Below are 17,938 nucleotides of genomic sequence, written 5' to 3'. Positions count from 1 at the left end.
GGCCGGGTCACCCCGCCATTGCGAAAACATACGAGCGTTCTGCGCTCCGGTCGCGTCTACGACCGGAGCAGACTTCCGCAACTTGTGCGGTGAAACACAAGATGGGGCGGACTGTATCCCAGTCCGCCCCATTCTCGTTGTGCGCTAGTTGACGTGTCCGCGGCTGCGCAGGTACGCCATGACCGTCGGGTCATTGGTGGCTGCGAGCCAGTCGAGCAGGTCCTTGTCGGCGCCCTGTGCCGAGGCCAGGTACGGCCACAGCTCACGGTGCTCCTTCATCGCCGAGAGCTCCGCTGCCGGAGTGTTCGGGTCGAGGGCCTTGCGCGCCATGGCGGCGAGGTCGGGTGCGCCCGCGTCAGCCTGCGGTGCTGCCTCGGCTGCCGGTTCCGGCTGTGCGGCCGGCTGTGCGGATGCAGCTGGCTGTTCCGAGGCCGGTGCTGCAGCTGGTTCAGGCTGTGCAGCAGGTTGTGCGGATGCGGCCGGCTGCGCGGGTGCTTCAGCGGCGGCAGGTGCCTGCTGCTGCAGGAAGCTCGGCTGGTCGCCGGGCAGTTGTTGCGGCTGGCCGTACGGTGCGGCGGCCTGGGCCTCAGGAGCCTGGACTGCCGAAGATGGGGCTTCAGATGCCTGGGCTACCGGGGCCTGCGGCTGACCGTACTGCGTCTGCTGACCGTACTGGGCTTGCTGGCCGTACTGGGCTTGCTGATCCGGCTGACCGTAGCCCTGCGGTGCGGGGTTACCGTGGCTCGGGTGGTCCTGATGCATCTGCGCACCGTTGTAGCCCGGTGCGAACTGCTGCTGCTGCGGCTGGCCGTAGCCAGGCTGACCGTAACCAGGCTGACCGAAACCAGGCTGGCCGTAGCCGGGCTGGCCGTAGCCGGGCTGACCTTTGCCGACGCCCTGAAGCTTCATCGCCGTGCCGGTCGCTGCAAAGTGTGCCTTCATCTGCGGCACCAGCATGACCGCAGCGAGCACAACGAGTGGGAAGAGTACGAAGAAGCCCATGATGTGCATACCAGTGAGGGTGGATGCGAGCGTCATGTTATAGAGGCCGATATCACCCTGCAAAATGATCGCGAAAATCATGACGACAATGCCCAGTGCGGCCATCGCTCCCAACAAGATCACCAGCAGCTGCTGGCTCACCACTGGAGTTTGCTGACCCGAGTTGCCCTTGACCTTGAGCCACGCGAAGATTGCGCCACCGGCGATGGCCAGCAGCAGCACCATGGTGATGATCGTCATCGTGATCGTGCCGCCCTCCATCTTTACGCGGTCACTGATCGGAATGAGTACCGAAATTCCAGCCAGTGCGGAGAGCACTGCGAGCACTGCCGTGACCAGCATCGCGAGTCCAGTTGCGTGGAACCAGTGAGCAGTCGCATCCATTGGCTTGGCCGCACGCTGCATTTCGGGACTCAGTGCAACGGCACCGAGACCGGCGAACATCACGAACGCACCTGGCGTGACGCCCATGAGGAGGAACACGAGAATGTGCAGCGATTCCAGACCGGTCTTCGAAAGGCCGAGACCGAACATGCCGTCGAGCACCCAGGCCAGCAGGATGGCAAGCCCGAGTCCAACCGAAACCAGTCGTGCCGGTTCCGAGCCGAGCAGGAACATAACGGCGAGGGCAATCAGGGCGACGGCGACCAGCACACGCATGAAGATGCCAGTGATTGGTCCGGCAAAGTTGGCGCTCATCATGCCGCCACCGCCCATGTCACCAGTCTGAACAAACATGGCGATGACGCCGATCACGACCAGCAATGCAGCGATGCCGGCGTAGGCAAATCCGAGGCCTCTAACGATCGTTGCAGCGAGACGTGCCGTTGGCGACTGGGGGCCACCCAAGGCGCCGAGCTCGTAGTCACGGGTCTGTGCGTTGATGGCAATCGTGACCAGCGCGACCGCAACACCGCCGCCGAGTCCGGCGAAGTCTGGCGTGTCGAAGATGTCGCTGAACGCAAACACCAGTTCAAAGATCACGTACACGATGACGCTAATGAGCAGCGGCGCCTGCGTGGCGACGCGCACGAGATACACGGTTGCCGGCGGCAGCGGCAGCATGCCGAACCGGGCGAGCAACTGCATAATGCCACCACCTGCGGCGACGATGAGGCAGAACACCGCGCCAAGCACGGTGGCCGAGATGCTCACGCGACCGCCCGTGTTCCAAACCATCATGAGCGCGAGCAGCGGCAGCACAGCACCCGCAATGTCTCGTGCCCAGTCAAGCCACGACGACTTCACGGCCTGACGCTGCGGCGCGGGCTGACCAAACTGCTGCTGGCCGAACTGGCCCTGCTGCGGCTGACCGAACTGGTTCTGACCCTGGTTCTGGTTCTGACCAAACTGCTGCTGACCGTACTGCTGCTGACCCGTCGATGCCTGGCCCATCGGCTGCTGACCGAACTGCTGCTGGTTCTGCTGCTGCGCGAACTGCTGCTGGTCAGCTTGCCCGTACTGCTGCGGTTGGCCGAATTGCTGCGGCTGCCCAGACTGCTCGGGAGCACCCGAGTATCCGGGAGCATTAGCGAAGTTGTCCGTCATATTGTGAGGCTCCTTCTTCAGCGACGGCCAAGCCACCGCGTGTTCGAACGACGTCGTGTAGTTACGAAACGCAACCGACCGCATCCACCCCGAAGTTACCGGCAATACGCACCAGTACCGTGCGGATGCGCGCAGCCACGCACGTCCCTTCGAGGTTATCGGGCGAAGGAAACGTTTTTGGCTTCTGCGGCGCGATCGGCCAAAAATCCGACGAGCGAGCGACCCGCATCCGGCAGCGTCGACCGTTCCCGAGGTTTTTCCGGCCAGCGTTCGTACGATGTGTTCATGAAGACCATCACTGTTCAAGAACTCGGCCAGCTCGGCGAAAACATCACGCTCATCGACGTGCGTGAACCCGACGAGATCGCTGAAGTGCGCGTACCGTTCGCAAAGGTGATCCCGCTGAGCGAGTTCGCTGACCGTGTCGATGAAGTACCGACCGAAGGCGCCTACATCATGTGTCACGCCGGTGGCCGCTCGGCACGCACGGTTACTTTCCTGGAGCAGCGCGGCATCGACGCCACGAACGTTGACGGCGGCATTGCCGCCTGGGAGGCCGCCGGCCTTCCCGTCGAACGCGGCTAAACCGCATCCGCACCGTTCTCCCCCCCGGCCCGACGCACACCGTTGCCGCGGGCTGCCGCCATCGTACGCGCCACCCGGCTTGGTGCGGCGCGACCACCCAAGCTTGACGCTCGCGTAACGAACTAGGCTCGTGCCCATGGCAACTGCGCAGGAACTACTCGAACGCGTTTGGGGATACCCCGAGTTTCGTGGGCAGCAAGCCGAGATCGTGCAGACCCTGATCGACGGTCAGGATGCGCTGGTGCTGATGCCCACCGGTGGCGGCAAGTCGCTCTGCTACCAAGTTCCGGCCCTCGCCCGCGAAGGCACCGCCATCGTCATCTCGCCACTCATCGCGCTGATGCAAGACCAGGTTGCCGCGCTCGAACAACTCGGCGTGCGCGCCGCGTACCTGAACTCGACCCTGCAGCCCGAGGAACGCGCATCCGTCGAACAGCGCTTTGTGCAGGGAAAACTCGACCTGCTGTACCTCGCGCCCGAGCGACTGCGCGCATCCACGCCCCTGCTACAGCGCGGGCACATCTCGATGTTTGCCATCGATGAAGCCCACTGCGTGAGCCAGTGGGGCCACGACTTTCGACCGGACTACCTCGAGCTGAGCGCCCTGCCCGAGTTGTGGCCGAAGGTGCCACGCATCGCGCTCACCGCCACCGCCACCATCGCCACCCGGCAAGAAATCGCGCAGCGACTGCAGCTCGAGAACGCCCGCACGTTCGTGTCGAGTTTCGACCGGCCGAACATCCAGTACCGCATTGTGCCAAAGCAGCGGGCGCGCGAATCGCTACTGTCGTTCATCCGCGCCGAACACGACGGCGACGCCGGCATCGTGTATTGCCTCTCGCGCAAATCGACCGAGCAGACCGCCGAGTTCCTGCGCAATAACGGCATCGACGCCCTCGCCTATCACGCCGGTATGCCCGCCGAACAGCGCGCCAACCATCAGGCACGATTCCTGCGCGAAGAGGGCCTCGTCATGTGCGCCACCATCGCCTTCGGCATGGGCATCGACAAGCCCGATGTGCGATTCGTCGCCCACCTCGACCTACCGAAATCGGTCGAAGGCTACTACCAAGAAACCGGACGCGCGGGACGCGACGGGCTCCCATCCACCGCCTGGCTGGCCTACGGCCTACAGGACGTGGTGCTGCAGCGCCGCATGATTTTCGAGGGCGATGCGAGCGAGCAATACAAGTGGCAGCAGTCGCGGCATCTGGATGCGATGCTCGCGCTGTGCGAGCACGCGGGCTGTCGACGGCAGCAGATTTTGCAGTACTTCGGTGAAGATGCACCCGACCGTTGCGGCAATTGCGACAACTGCCTGCAGCCACCCGAGACGTGGAACGCGACGGTCGCGGCACAGAAACTCTGTTCGTCGATCGTGCGGCTCGAGCGGGCGGGCAACCAAACCTATGGCGCCGGGCACCACATCGACATCTTGCTTGGGCGCACGAATGAGCGGGTGACGCGGATGCGGCACCACGAGTTGCCGACGTTTGGGATCGGTAATGACATGGCTGAGTCGGAGTGGCGGAGCACGATTCGCCAATTACTGGCACTGCACATCGTCGAAGCCGTCGGCGAATACGGTGTGCTCGTGCTTGGCGAACATGCCCCGGCGGTGCTTCGCGGCGAACGCGAACTGCGACTGCGGAAGGATGCCCGCGGCCAGCGTGCCTCGGCACCGAAGCGGCGCGCATCCGAAATCGAATCATCGCTGCAGCCCGATCAGTTGCGCCGTTTTGAACAACTGCGGTCGTGGCGACGCGAAGCTGCCGATGAACAGGGCGTGCCGGTGTATGTGGTGTTCTCGAACGCGACGCTGCAGCAGATGGCGGTCGAGCGACCGTCAACGCTCAGCGAACTTGCCGAGATCTCCGGAGTTGGCCGCGCGAAACTCGAACAGTACGGCGACGAAGTGCTCGCGGTACTTGCCGAGCGGTAATTGCGTGCGGCACAGCGCGGGCTGGCAGCTGCCGGCTAGTTGTCGAGCGCTACCAACTAGTTGACGAGCTCGGAAATCAGGAACCCGAGCATGACCAGGCCGACGATGGTCAGCAGCGCACCGGCCGATACGAGCGCTACGGAACGACGACGCTCACGGTCGTACAGACGCCGGTCAGATGCTTCGCGGTCAATTTCCGGCACCTCCGCCGAAACCGACGACATCGAGGTGTCGTCCATCCACTGGGGTGCGTCTTCAAACGACGCCGCAATGTCGCCATTGGTCGGATCCATGGTGTTCCCAACCGTGCCCGAGTAGCTCGGGGCTCCCGCAGCCTGACGCTCACGACGGTTGCGAAGCAGGTAGACCCCGCCCATGGCAGCCAAAATGATTCCCCCAACACAGATCACGAGCGCGACCATGATGGCGACACCAATCATTCCAGCAGTCATCGTGGCGGTTAGCATCATCCATCCTTCGTCGTACCGGAATGTGCCCAAACGCGGTGCAGCATGGTGTCAATACTAGGCAGTCGCCGGTGTTTGGCGGCGAACTCGGGGTTACAGCTGGTTTGCCGGAACGCTAAACGAGTCGCACTGTTCCACGCCGCCTTCGTAGCCGCGCATCAACCAAGTGGTGCGCTGCTTACTGGTGCCGTGCGTGAACTTCTCGGGCTGAACTTCCATGCCCTGCTGTTCCATGATCGTGTCGTCACCGATCGACTGTGCGGCCGAGATCGTCGATTCGATCTCTTGGCGCGTCGGTGGCTTCATGATCTGGTTACCGTTTGCATCCGTTGCTTCGGATGCGCCGCGCATCCAGGCACCGGCGTAGCAGTCAGCCTGCAGTTCGAGACGGACCAGCCCGCCGGCCGGACCCGCATCCTGCTGCTTGTCGGGCGTCAATGTGCCCGAGAGGTTCTGAATGTGGTGACCCCACTCGTGCGCTACGACATACATCTCAGCCAGCGGGCCGCCCTCGGCGCCGAAGCGCTCAACGAGGATGTCGAAGAAGTCGGTGTCCATGTAGATGCCGGTGTCTGGCGGGCAGTAGAACGGGCCGATTGCGTTCGAAGCAGTGCCGCAGGCGCTGCCGGTCTGGCCGCTGTAGATCACGACGCCCGGATCACGGTACTCGCGTACGCCAACTTTCTGGGCTTCTTTGGCCCAGAACTGTTCGAGCGTTACGGCGGCGCCTTCAATACGGCAGTCGCGGTTCTGGTTCGCTTCGGCACCGGTGCAAACGAGGTTTTCTTCCTCTTGTTGGCCACCCGGAGCCGCCCCGAACATCTGCGTGATGTCAACGCCAAGAAGCTGCGTCGACAGCAGGCCCAGCAGCACGGCTACGAGACCGCCACCGCCGATCGCTGCGCCGCGTCCGGTGCGCTTGCGCACATTGCCGGAGTCGAACTGTGAACCTTCATTGAACGTCATGCCACTAACCTAGCCGAGCATTCCGCCGGATTGCCGATTTCATTGCCAAAGCTTTATGTGGCTGCGTGCCAAGTGATTTCCCCGGATGAAATTGTTGCCGCACAGCGGGTCCGAACCGGATATATCGATGGACTCGCTGTGCAGCAACAATTCCTGCCCGGCACCCCCAGCCGAGGTGCTGCCAGCACCGCTAGCGGCGCTTTGGCCGCGGCTCGGGCTTTGGCATCTGCCCGCTCGCGCGCAGCTGTTCGTAGTGCGCGTGCGCTTCGTCTTGCCACTGCTGTTCGGCACCGGATGCGATGACCGCGCGCAGGTGCTCGGGACCGTACCCAAACGCATCCACGAGTTGCTGTGCCAGCGGACGCAATCGCGAAACCAGCCGGTCGATATACGACCCGACCAGCCGCGCACGCTTGACGGTGAGCCGACCCGAGAGTAGGTACCAGTCGAGGTCGCGGTTGATGAGCCCAAGCCCGTACAGGTCCCGCAACCAGCACATGACCTTATGGTCATCGGTAGTGGCGTCGAACGATTCGAGCTTGCGGGTGAATGCCTCCCACTGGATGAGTTCGGCGTAGCAGCGCGCGGCGCGGATCAGGCGGTCCTGCTGCGAGTTCAGAGCATCGGCGCGCTCGGCCGGGGTCTTCTTGACGAAGCGCGCGAGGTAGGTGCCGATCTCCGCGATCTCATCTTCGACGCGCGCCGCGAGCAGCGCCCGCTGATTGTCGGGTTCGCGCAGCCAGCCGACCGAGCGGGCGGGGTTGCCGAGGTCGGTAGCTAGACCGCCCAGGCGGGCAAGGCCGATCTCGCGGAAGGCGCGGGCTGCGGTCTGCGTGACGACCATGCGGGCGGTTTCGCGCGCATCCGCATCCTTGAATTTCGCTGCGAAATCATCGAGCAGTCGCTTACCGACCAACTGCAACAGCACGTTGTTGTCACCCTCGAACGTCGTGTAGACGTCGAGGTCGTGGTGCAGCCCAACGATGCGGTTCTCGGCCAGGAACCCGGCGCCACCGCAGGCTTCGCGAACTTCTTGCAGCGTGTCCATGCCCTGCCAGGTCGAGAGTGGCTTGAGCGCCGCGGCCAGGGTTTCGAGGTCGGAGCGACGCTCGGGGGTGTCGTGTTCGCCAGAAAACACCGCGTCGAATTCGCGCAGCAACTCGTCGTGCGCGAAGGTCGCCGCATAGGCGGTGGCGATGCGGGGAATCAGTCGGTGCTGGTGGCGGGTGTAGTCGAGCAGCACCGTTTCGCGGCCGCTCTTGGCGTTATCGAACTGGCGGCGCTGGTTCGCATACGTGACACCGATCGACAGCGCCGCTTTCTGCGCAACGGTCGCGGCCCCATCCAACGACACTCGCCCCTGCACCAGGGTGCCGGTCATCACGAAGAACCGACGACCGGGTGACTCGATCGGCGAGGTGTAGGTACCGGCGGCATCGACGTCGCCATAGCGGTTGAGCAAGTGGTCGCGCGGGATACGGACGTGGTCGAAGTGCAGGCGACCGTTGTCGATACCGTTCAGGCCACCCTTGACACCATCGTCTTCGCCGCCGATACCCGGGAGGAATTCCCCGTTTTCGTCGCGAATCGGTACGTAGAACGCGTGCACGCCGTGGTTCATCCCGCGGGTGATGAGCTGCGCGAACACGACCGCGGCGGTGCCGTCCTTGGCAGCATTGCCGAGGTAGTCCTTCCATGCCAGGCGGAAGGGCGTGTTGATGACCCACTCTTCGGTGTGCTCGTCATAGGTCGCAGTCGTAGCGAGCCCCGCGACATTCGAACCGTGACCCGATTCGGTCATGGCGAAGGCACCGGGGACCTCAACCGATAGCGCACCGGGCAACCAGCGGCGGTGATGCGTTTCGGTACCGAGATGCAAGATCGCGGATGCGAACAGGCCGAATTGCACGCCCGATTTGATTTGCAGGCTCGGGTCGGCCAAGAACAGTTCCTGGAACACCGCCAGGTTCGCGCCGTTGTCGGCCGCGCCGCCGAATTCTTCGGGGAACGCGAGCAGCGGGGTGCCTACGCTGACGAGATCACGCAACTGTGCGAGGACACGTTCGCGGTGCGCCTCGCAGCCGAGCGTATCGTCGCGCCAGAAGCGCGAATCGGCAGCGATGTTCCGGCCACGCATCGTGGCATCGGGCCACGAGCCCATCAGCGCGTAGGCGATCTGGCTGTTGTTGATGGCCGCGGTCTTCGGATCCGCGTCAAGCTCCACATCGTCGAGACGGGTGGAGGCGTCAGTGACCATGACGTCGCTGTCCGGTACTGACGAGTCGGGGACGTGTTCCAGGCGGTGTTGCTCGACAGCTCCGTCGGCACGAACCGATTCTGGGGTCGTTTCTTGATTCAAAGCGCCATTGCTCATGCCGGCAATCTAAGAAACCCGACGAGCCCCGTCGAGCGATCTGCGCATCCACTACAACCGCAAGATCGAGCACGGGCCAATTCTCGGAGGCTTGCTACAAACCGACCCGGCGCGAACCTACCAATGCATATAAGGATGCCGCTTCATCAGCTCTGGAAACGCCAACGGCCGTCGGGCGCCACAACCGGGCAGAATCTTCTGCACGGTCACAGCAGCCGACGGCCGCCAGACAGCTAATGGGTCGCTACGACTTGATCGCTTCGATGATCTTGACGCGGCCGGTACGCAGCAGCGAGTTCCGGTACATCCGGCCCGCCAGCATGGTCAGCAGCGCAGCCGAAACCACCAGGATCGCGAGCGCCACGATCGGTTCCCACCACTGGGCGTCACCGAACAGCACTCGCACCGGCATTGCTACCGGCGACGAAATCGGCAGGTAGCTGAGCCAGGTCATGACCGTCGGGTTCGAGGCACCAAGGAACGTACCCATGTACGGCACCATCAGCAGGTAGACGATCGGCGCGGTCGCGCTCGCAACATCTTCTGGTCGACTGAGCGTCGCGCTCACCCCCGCGTACATGGCTGCGTAGAGCATGTAGCCGAAGACCGTCAGCAGAATGTACCAGCCGGCAGCGGGCAGCAGCATCATGGCAAATTCTTGCGCGCCCGAGGCGAACAATGCGACGAGCAGCACCACGGCAATCAGCAGCAACTGACCCACCGCCAGAATGGTGCCCGCGATGATCTTGCCCGCGAGAATCGTGTTCGCCGAAACCGTCGAAACAAGCAGCTCAACGATGCGCGAGGCTTTCTCTTCGACGATCGACTGCGAAAGCCGCTGCGTCGACATGATCAGTGCGCTGAAGAACATCACACCAAAGCCCATGCCGAGCCACATGCGCGCCATGGGATCGAATCCGCTGTTGTCAGGCTGCTGTGCCAAGGCCGTGTTCGGTGCCACGGTGAGCGAACCAACAATTTCGTTCTTGACGTCATCCAGACCAATCACGGTGAGCGGAACTTGCGCATTGAGCGTCGCCGCCTCACCCGACTGTGCATACAGTTCAAGCCCATTGGTTTCTTCGGTGAGGAGCACGACGGCGTCGACATCACCGTCCTTGAGCTGCGTAAGCGCCGATTCGGGCGATTCAACCTTCTTGAATTCAAACGGCAGCTCGTCAGCGCCCGGAAGGCCCTTGATGTCGAGCGTCGTGGCAACTGTATGGTCGTTGCTTTGCCCAGCCAGGCCGCTAAAGAACTCGCCGATGAACTTCTGACCGAATACCACCAGCAGAATCAGCACGACTGATGAAATGGTGCTCCAGATGAATGCCTTCGAGCGCACGGTGCTGAGCAGTTCGCGCTCAGCAATGAGCTGGATGCCCTTCGACACCGAAACGACCGTCGCGTCGCTCTTCGGGGTCGTTGCGGGAGTGGTCGTAGTAGTCATGACTAGCGCACCTCACGGAAGATCTGAACGAGCGGCGTCAGCTCGCGCTGGAATACGGATACCTCGCCGTGCGCGAGCGCTTCGCGGAGCACGTCTTGTGCGCGCTTGGCGCCTGCAGCTTCGGCGGCATCGTCATCAAGCGTCGGGTCAAGCTGGATGCGGATGACCTGTTCACCGTTCTCGCTCGCGACGAGTTCGACGTCGGTCATGCCCTCGAGCCATCCGAGCTGCTGCGCACCGATGCGGTACAGCCCGCGCGAGTGGTGACGCTGGAGTTCTTCGCGCGTGCCCGTGGCACGGATCTTGCCGTCCGCGATGATGACGAGGTCGTCGCTCAGTCGTTCAACCACGTCGAGCTGGTGCGACGAGAACAGGACTGGCACACCGCGGTCCGCGACTTCGCGCAGCACACCGAGCACCGCATCCACCGCAACCGGGTCGAGACCCGAGAACGGCTCGTCGAGAATCAAGAACTCGGGGTTGTGCACCAGCGAAACGCAGATCTGTGCGCGCTGCTGGTTACCCAGCGACAGCGACTCGAGCAGGTCGTCCTTGCGTTCGCTCAGCCCCACAACTTCGAGGAGCTCGTCGGTGCGGCGGCCCGCTTCGGCCTTCTCGACACCGTGCAGGCGAGCAAAGTAGATGATCTGCTCGCGCACCTTCATCTTGGGGTACAGGCCGCGTTCTTCGGGCATGTAGCCGAATCGGGCACGGTCCTGATCCGTCACGGGCTTGCCGTTGAGCAGCGTGACGCCTTCGGTCGGGTGAATCAGGCCGAGAATGGCGCGCATCGTCGTGGTCTTACCGGCACCGTTCGCACCAACAAACCCCGTAAGACGACCGGGCTTGATGTCGAACGTCACGCCGTCAAGGACCTGCCGATCGCCGTACCAGTGGCTAATGCCTTGGATCTGCAGCAATTGAGAGTCTCTCTGTTGTCGGATCGTGGACGGTGGAAAATGCGGCGTATAAACCGATTTCACTCGGAGTCTACACACCCAGTGAAACCCGAAATTGACCCGGCGGCGTCGCGAGTGAATCGTTTAGACATGCCGGCAAGGGTTATACGCCCCGTGCCGATGCACGGTTACCGCGCGAATATGCCGGCTTAACTCGCCGCGCGCATGCTGCGGCGCACCGAATGCCCAACCTGACGAATCGTCTCGATGATTTCTTCTGGTGGCGCGTACTTCGACAGCACCCGAACGCCGTCACTGATGCGCAGCGAATCTACGAGCGGCGCATCCTTTCGGCCCGTCAACAACACGATGTACGGCGCTGGTTCCCGCAGTTCGCGGATGGTCGCGGTAACGTCACGGGCGTCGCCGTCAGTCAGACGCACCGATAGGCACAGCACGTCGGGACGGTGCCTGGCAACGAGCGTCGGCGCATCTGCGAGTGACGCGCCCTGAGCGACGATGCGAATGTCCTCGACTGCCGAAATAATCAGCGAAAACCCCTCGCGAACCAGCGGCTGGGGCTCAACCATGACGACAGTCGTTTGCTGCAACGAAACCTCCGTTACTGGACGAACGTCGTCCTACTTTCGGGTGAAACCTATCGGCGGCGAGTAACGAGTTGTTAGCGAAACGGGAAACCCACGGTGCACAATATGCATTTTCAATCGGATGCGGTGTCTCGCGTTCCGCGTAATTCCACCGTTGATCGCCGGTTTCCAATAGAGCGTGGGCAGCGTTCGCGACTACACTTGCAGGTATCGTGACGTCGCATATCCCGCCCCAAGAACCGTCCAGCGCACCGGCCGCTGCCGCTCGGCTCGAACGCGGTCGACCGCTCAGCACCCGGCTGCTGATGACCTGCGCGGCCATTGGTGTAGCCGGAGGCGTGCTCTTCACCGCCCACGCACTGATCGGCGGCATCGCCGTCAACACGGTGCCGTTCGTATACGGCCTGACGATGGGTATCTATTTCTTGCCGGGCACGCTCGCCCAGGCAATGTTCCGTCGCCCCGGCGTTGCGATGCTGACTTCGGCCCTCGCCGGATTGGTCTCGGCACCGTTTCAGCCGATCCTATTCATGGCGTTTGTGGTGAGCTTGGCCGTTGGCGCGATGCAAGAGGTGCCGTTTGCCGTCGCCCGGTATCGCGTTTGGAAACCGTGGCTCTTCGCCGTTGCCGCCATCGTCCAGGGGCTGCTCGTCTCCGGCGCCGCATTCGGCATCCTGCGCGGTGAGCAGTTCACGCCGCTTGCCGCAGGAATCATCGTTGGCGCGTTCATCATTTCGCCGCCGATGTTTACCGCCGTGGCGCTCTGGTTGGCACGGGCACTCGATCGTGCCGGCGTCGCTCGCGGTCTGACCGACACAGAAACCGACGCGACGACCGACGATTGGGACGACGGCGCTGACGCGACAACCGACGGCGCGCTGCCAGAACCACCGCAGCCAACCGGACGATGACCGCATCCACCCCCAAACCACAGCACAACGCGCCACGGCCCAACGCACCCCAGCCCAACGCATTACGGCCGAACGAACGCGGTCTGCGCGTTAGCGAACTCAGTGTGAAGCACCGCGGCGCGGCCGCCGCAGCTCCAGTGCGAGCCTCATTCTCGGTACAGCCCGGCGAAGCGCTGCTGATCATGGGGCCGAGCGGCTGCGGCAAATCGACACTCGCGATGGCCTGCACCGGGCTTATCCCCAAGGCGATCTGGGCGCAAACTCGCGGTGACGTCACCCTCAGCGGTGCGCCACTCGCCGAGCTTGACGTGCCGCACGCGGCGCAGCACGTCGCGCTGGTAATGCAGGATGCGGACGCGCAGATTGTGGCCGGTACCGTCTACGACGAAGTCGCGTTCGCACCCGAAAACTTTGGGCATCCGGTTGCTGAAATCGAGGCCCGCGTTGCTCGGGCCCTGCGCGCAACCGGGCTTTGGGAACGGCGCGATGACGCCCCCGAGACGCTTTCGGGCGGCCAGCGACAGCGCCTGGCGATTGCCGGCGCACTCGCACAGGGTGCCGAAGTGCTGATCTTGGACGAACCCACCGCCAACCTCGACCCGGCATCCACCGCCGCGGTCTATGACGTGCTCGCCGAACTGCTTGCCACCGGCGACGTGGCGATCGTGCTGGTGGAGCACAATGTCGACCAGGCGCTGCGCATTGCAGACCGCGTGCTGGTGCTCGACCGTGACGGCCGTATGGCCGCGCACGGCACCCCGCAGCAGGTGTTTACCGAGCAGGTTGCGCTGCTGCGCGAACTTGGCGTGTGGCTGCCGGTTGCCACCGAATCGGCGCTGGTGCTGCAAGACGCCGGTTGGCTGGCAGCGGATGCGCAGCTCCCGGTTCACGGCGACCAGTTGCGCACGCTTTTGGGCGCAGCTGCGGCCTCGATCACCGCGGGGCTCCCCTCGATGCCCCGTACCGAACCTGTGGCACCTGCTGCCGACTGCCCCGCCATCGAGGTGCGTTCGCTGACGGTGCGCACCGGCAACCGCACGCGCCTCGACAACGTCTCGCTGCGCATCCCACCGGCCTCGCTCACCGCCGTGGTCGGCCCGAACGGTGCGGGCAAAACCACGCTACTGCAGGCGATCGCGGGCATTACTCCGCCGCCGCGCGGCACGGTGCAGCTCGAGGGGCAGGATGCAGCCACGTTGCGTCCACGCGCGCTTCGCGAACGCCTCGGGTTCGTGTTCCAGAACCCCGAGCACCAGTTCCTCACCGACACGGTGCGCGACGAGCTTGCCATCGAGCTGCGCGCACAGCGACTCGACCGCGCCGAGATCCAGGCCCGCGTCGACGCGTCCCTCGACCGGTTTGATCTGCGCGAACTGGCCGATGCGCATCCGTTTACCCTCAGCGGCGGCCAGAAGCGACGCCTCTCGGTTGCTGCCGCGCTGATCTCGGGCGCCCGCATCCTGGTGCTCGACGAACCGACCTTTGGGCAGGATCGCGCGCGAGCCGCCGAGCTCGTGGCCATGCTGCACGAACTGGTCGACGATGGCACCACCGTCATCCTCGCCACGCACGATCTGCAGCTCGTGGCCGACCACTGCGACCGCGTCGTTGCCATCTCCGACGGCCGCATCATTGCCGACGGCGCCACGGGCACGGTGCTGCGATCGCCAGAGTTCGCGCGCCTTGGCATCGGCCTGCCGCCACTGGCCGAATGCCTGGCCGACGCTACTCCCGCGGTGCTGCGTGAGGTGACGCGTATGTCAGCATTGCGCGCGCTCGTTGGCGCCCCGCCCGCGGGTAGGTCGGGTGGTCGCGCATGATCCGCGAACCGGTAACGCCGAAGCTCAACGCCGCCGAACTCCGCACCGAGCTCAGCACCGAACTCAGCACCGCCGAGCGCGATGCCGCAATCGCCCGCATCGACGCTCGCCTCGACCGCGCAACGCAAGCCGAAGCCTTCGCGCTGCGCTTGCCGTTCCTGCACCGAGTGCATCCCTTCACCAAACTTGTGATGGTCATTCCGGTGCTGGTGGCGCTGTGCTTCGTGCACAATCACGCCATTCCGGCCGCCATTATTGGCATTACCCTGCTGCTCGTGCTCGTAGGGTCGCGGATGCGCTGGCGACAGCGGCTGCTGCTATTGGTACTGGCCCCGCTGCTGGTTGCGATTCTGGCCGTCACCCTTGGCGTGTGGATTCGCCCCGAGCTCGTGGCGAATTCGCCCGAGCTGCTGCGCATTGGCGATTGGCGCTTTTATGCGGGTGCGCTCGCTGAGGGCGCGGCCACGGGGCTTCGCCTCGTGGCGCTCGTGGCGGTGTCGTTCTTGGGCGGCTCAACGACCTCAGGCGGTGACCTGATTCGCGCGATGGTGCAGCACCTGCACCTGCCGTACCGACTTGGCTATGCGGGGCTGGCGGCGTTCCGCTTCGTGCCGCGCTTCCGCACCGAGCTCGCCACGATTCGACAGGCGCAGCGCGCCCGCGGCATCGGGTTCGGACGCGGACCAATCGGCTGGGTACGCAGCCAGCTGGCGACGCTGGTACCGCTACTGGCCGCATCCCTTCGCCATGCGGATCGAGTGGCGTTGGCGATGGATGTGCGCGGGTTCGGTTTTGCGCCCACGCGCACGGAACGCGTTCGCTTGCGTGCCACGTGGCTGGATGCGGTCGTTGCGCTGGGCTATTTGGCCGCGTGTGCCGCCGCGCTGGTGTTGCTCGGTTAATTCCCGTGCCGAGTTGCGGGGTGCCCGGCTGCACACGTGCAGTACGGGCCTGATGCCGCACCAAACGGGCGCGACAGCAACTGGTCTCACACCGTTGCGCTGGTACCGCACCTGCCTGCGCCCCGCATCCGTACGGGTGCCCCATGCCCGGAAAGCAACTGGCCCCCGCCGAAGCGAGGGTCAGTGTGCGTTGCTACCGAACTAGGCGGTTGGGTCGGCGTCGGCTGCGTTGCCTGCCGGGGTGTCGCCTGCCGGAGTGTCGTCGCTCAGATCGTCTTCGTCGTCCTGGCGACCGCGACGGCTGAGCAAGAACAGGCCACCACCGATCACCACGATGGCACCAGCAACAACCAGCATCCAGGTGAGGTTGTCGGCACCGGTCTCGGCCAGGCCTTCGGCAGTGTTCGAGTCGCCTGCTTCTGCGGCTGCAGGTTCGGCGGATGCGGTCGATACTGCAGGTGTCGACTCAACCGGGTTTTCGACCGGAGCCGCGGCGATTTCGCAAGGTACGGCGCCGAGCTTCAGCGCGCCAACCTTGACGCCATCTTCGAACCAGTAGGCCGGGCGGTTGCCGTCGATGCACTGATCGACCGGAACCGTGGCGAAACCTTCGTTGTTGAGCTTCGTCATACTCGCGCTACCGGCGTACTGCTTGACTGCCGGGGTTGCCTCGCCGTTGAAGGTGAGTGCGGCCATGCGGCCCTCGAAGCCGTTGTCGGCCACGACCCAGAGCTGATTGGTGAGGTGGTCGTAGTCGAGCGCCATGGCGCCGCCAAGTCCCGGGTCGATGTCAGCGACGAGTGCTGCGGTGCCATCGGCGTTGAGGGCAAAGGCGTATACGTGACCGTTGGCTTCGAGTGCAACGAAGAACAGACCGTCAGCGGTTGCCTCGGGGTAGGTGGCCGGGTCGTATGCGGCGCCGGTGTTGGCGTCAACAAGCTTGCCAGCGAGAACGTCGTTCGAAACCCACTCGACGGCTTCAATACCGGTGTTGGCTTCAACCGCAGGCAGCTGCGCGGTGAGGTCCCATTCAGCTACGGCGGGCAGGTCGGGACCGGCGGCGTTTGGGTCAACGCGCAGGATCGTGTTCATGTTCACGTCCTTGGCGGCATTGTCGCGCTCGGAGGCGGCGTAGACCATGCCTTGGCCATCGAGCGTGATGCCCTCGGTGTCGGGACCCTTTGCATCCGGGTTGCCCGCATCCTTCGCAAACTGGATGCGCTTGCCCGATTCCCAGCCTTCGGCAGGGGTTACGGTGCCGTCGTCGTTGACGACGAGCTTCCAGAACGTGCCGGTGCCGTTGTCAATCGCCCACAGGTGGCCGTCGGCGTAGTCGAGACCCGAGGAATCTTCGAGGAACATCGGGGTTTCGTCGATAACGGTGATGTCGTCGCCGAGTTCGGGCAGCGGGTCGGTGTTTGGTGCGGGGATCTTTGCAACGCAAACGTTCGCGGCGCCGAGCGTCGGGGTACCGATCTTCCACTTGCCGATGCCGTCTTCGCAGCGCGAGAGCGTCGCATCCGCTTCGCTGCCGTTGTACGAGGCGTGTTCGGTCCAGCTGAATTCGTCGATGACGAGGTCGGTTTCGGTCTCGATGAGGCGCATCGAGTCGCCGCTACCGATGCCGATTGCCGACTCGAACGTGCCGTCGACCCACTGGCCTTCCTGGAACACCTGGCCGGCCGACTTGCTGTCAACCACGAGGAACGCGTCGGGTTCGATGACGGTGCCGGCGGGGAAGCGCCAGCGGTGGTCGTTCGAGTTGTCGCGCAGTTCCGCGCCGGTGAGGTCGATCGACGTGGTGCCCTTGTTGTAGAGCTCAACGGCATCGGCGGGAGCCGAGTCGATCTCGTTGAGCACGACGCCGTCGAGGCTCGAAACCGGCGCGGCCGTGTTGGCTTCACCCTTGGTCGATACGGTCGGCACGATTTCGCCGGTGGCGGGGTCGATGCCGATGGTGTCGGCGGCGTGGCCGACCCACGCGAGCTCGTCTACGAGCGTGCCGTCTGGCGTGTAGAAGCGAACGGTGTCCTCTTTGCCGAGGCCGAAGTCGAAGTGACCGTTACCGGCCTTGTCGAGCTCGTCAAATACAAGGAAGCCGCCGGCCTCGATCGTGGTGCCGTCGGGAATGACGTAGGTGTGCGCATCGTCGTTGTCGCGCAGAATGTAACCGCTGAGGTCAACCGCTTCGGCGCCAGTGTTGTGCAGCTCGATCCAGTCACCGGGTGTGCCACCGTTGGACTCGGCCTCATTGATCTGCACCGTGCCACTCACCGGGGCGGCGAAGGCTGGGGCGGCGAATACGAATCCGCCGCTGAGTAGGGCGGCGGCGCCAACGGCTGCCGTCAATCCGCGAAGTCGCATGCTCGAGTCTCCTTGATATGTAACGAGTCGCTGACAAGACAATCTGAGTCGCCTGCACCAGACCTTACGGACAGGTTAACCAGAGGCAAACTTCAGCATC

The 17,938-nt window shown here is 64.0% G+C and carries 14 protein-coding genes; 5 read left to right on the top strand and 9 right to left on the bottom strand.

Annotated features, from left to right (window positions below):
- Positions 1 to 144: 144 nt before the first annotated feature.
- Positions 145 to 2,550 (bottom strand): DUF7937 domain-containing protein, encoded by a 2,406-nt coding sequence (locus ZBI01S_RS06350; RefSeq protein WP_159421430.1) that lies wholly within the window; start codon positions 2,548 to 2,550, stop codon positions 145 to 147.
- A gap of 155 nt (positions 2,551 to 2,705) precedes the next feature.
- Entirely contained in the window at positions 2,706 to 2,837 is a 132-nt protein-coding gene (locus ZBI01S_RS10170; protein ID WP_281173238.1) for a hypothetical protein, read from the bottom strand.
- Here ZBI01S_RS10170 and ZBI01S_RS06345 point away from each other — a divergent pair.
- Together ZBI01S_RS06345 and recQ are read left to right on the top strand one after the other, a co-directional pair.
- Positions 2,836 to 3,135 (top strand): rhodanese-like domain-containing protein, encoded by a 300-nt coding sequence (locus ZBI01S_RS06345; RefSeq protein WP_066057994.1) that lies wholly within the window; start codon positions 2,836 to 2,838, stop codon positions 3,133 to 3,135. The two genes, ZBI01S_RS10170 and ZBI01S_RS06345, sit on opposite strands and share 2 nt — an antisense overlap.
- A 136-nt stretch (positions 3,136 to 3,271) precedes the next feature.
- Positions 3,272 to 5,077 (top strand): DNA helicase RecQ, encoded by a 1,806-nt coding sequence (gene recQ / locus ZBI01S_RS06340; RefSeq protein ID WP_066057991.1) that lies wholly within the window; start codon positions 3,272 to 3,274, stop codon positions 5,075 to 5,077.
- Positions 5,078 to 5,133: 56 nt separating this feature from the next.
- Here the strand turns inward: recQ and ZBI01S_RS06335 are convergent, their stop codons facing one another.
- The 6 genes from ZBI01S_RS06335 to ZBI01S_RS06310 all read right to left on the bottom strand — a co-directional run bounded on the left by ZBI01S_RS06335 (position 5,134) and on the right by ZBI01S_RS06310 (position 11,844).
- The gene (locus tag ZBI01S_RS06335) at positions 5,134 to 5,547 is read right to left on the bottom strand and encodes a hypothetical protein (RefSeq protein WP_066057988.1); all 414 of its coding nucleotides are present in this window, start codon (positions 5,545 to 5,547) and stop codon (positions 5,134 to 5,136) included.
- A gap of 90 nt (positions 5,548 to 5,637) precedes the next feature.
- A complete protein-coding gene (ypfJ, locus tag ZBI01S_RS06330; protein ID WP_066057985.1) occupies positions 5,638 to 6,510 on the bottom strand; it encodes a KPN_02809 family neutral zinc metallopeptidase in 873 nt (290 codons plus the stop codon).
- Between the two features lie 190 nt (positions 6,511 to 6,700).
- Entirely contained in the window at positions 6,701 to 8,767 is a 2,067-nt protein-coding gene (locus tag ZBI01S_RS06325; protein ID WP_066058106.1) for an acyl-CoA dehydrogenase family protein, read from the bottom strand.
- 361 nt (positions 8,768 to 9,128) lie between these two features.
- Positions 9,129 to 10,334, bottom strand: coding sequence for an ABC transporter permease (locus ZBI01S_RS06320; RefSeq protein ID WP_066057983.1), 1,206 nt, complete (start codon positions 10,332 to 10,334; stop codon positions 9,129 to 9,131).
- Between the two features lie 2 nt (positions 10,335 to 10,336).
- Positions 10,337 to 11,254 carry an ABC transporter ATP-binding protein gene (locus ZBI01S_RS06315; RefSeq protein ID WP_066057980.1) on the bottom strand — a complete coding sequence of 306 codons (918 nt, stop codon included), beginning with the start codon at positions 11,252 to 11,254 and terminating at the stop codon, positions 10,337 to 10,339.
- Positions 11,255 to 11,442: 188 nt separating this feature from the next.
- Positions 11,443 to 11,844, bottom strand: coding sequence for a response regulator (locus tag ZBI01S_RS06310; protein WP_066057977.1), 402 nt, complete (start codon positions 11,842 to 11,844; stop codon positions 11,443 to 11,445).
- A 209-nt stretch (positions 11,845 to 12,053) separates the two neighbouring features.
- Here ZBI01S_RS06310 and ZBI01S_RS06305 point away from each other — a divergent pair, with 209 nt between their 5' ends.
- Genes ZBI01S_RS06305 through ZBI01S_RS06295 form a run of 3 tightly spaced genes read left to right on the top strand, consistent with a single transcriptional unit; the run spans position 12,054 to position 15,474 of the window.
- Positions 12,054 to 12,752 carry an ECF transporter S component gene (locus ZBI01S_RS06305; RefSeq protein ID WP_159421429.1) on the top strand — a complete coding sequence of 233 codons (699 nt, stop codon included), beginning with the start codon at positions 12,054 to 12,056 and terminating at the stop codon, positions 12,750 to 12,752.
- Positions 12,749 to 14,572: an ABC transporter ATP-binding protein gene (locus ZBI01S_RS06300; protein ID WP_066057972.1), complete on the top strand. Its 1,824-nt coding sequence runs from the start codon at positions 12,749 to 12,751 to the stop codon at positions 14,570 to 14,572. The genes ZBI01S_RS06305 and ZBI01S_RS06300 overlap by 4 nt, the downstream gene beginning before the upstream one ends.
- Complete coding sequence (locus ZBI01S_RS06295) at positions 14,569 to 15,474, top strand: energy-coupling factor transporter transmembrane component T (protein WP_083524573.1); 906 nt, start codon at positions 14,569 to 14,571, stop codon at positions 15,472 to 15,474. Before ZBI01S_RS06300 ends, ZBI01S_RS06295 begins: the two co-directional genes overlap by 4 nt.
- Positions 15,475 to 15,675: 201 nt before the next feature.
- On the opposite strand, the gene ZBI01S_RS06290 is transcribed toward ZBI01S_RS06295, so the two are convergent.
- A complete protein-coding gene (locus tag ZBI01S_RS06290; RefSeq protein WP_083524572.1) occupies positions 15,676 to 17,838 on the bottom strand; it encodes a lamin tail domain-containing protein in 2,163 nt (720 codons plus the stop codon).
- Positions 17,839 to 17,938 lie beyond the last annotated feature (100 nt).

Origin of the sequence: [Zimmermannella] bifida NBRC 103089, from assembly GCF_001570925.1 — a bacterium.
GTDB classification, from domain to species: domain Bacteria; phylum Actinomycetota; class Actinomycetes; order Actinomycetales; family Microbacteriaceae; genus Gulosibacter; species Gulosibacter bifidus.
Note: the sequence above shows the minus strand (reverse complement) of the source record. Positions and strands in the feature narration are given on the sequence as shown.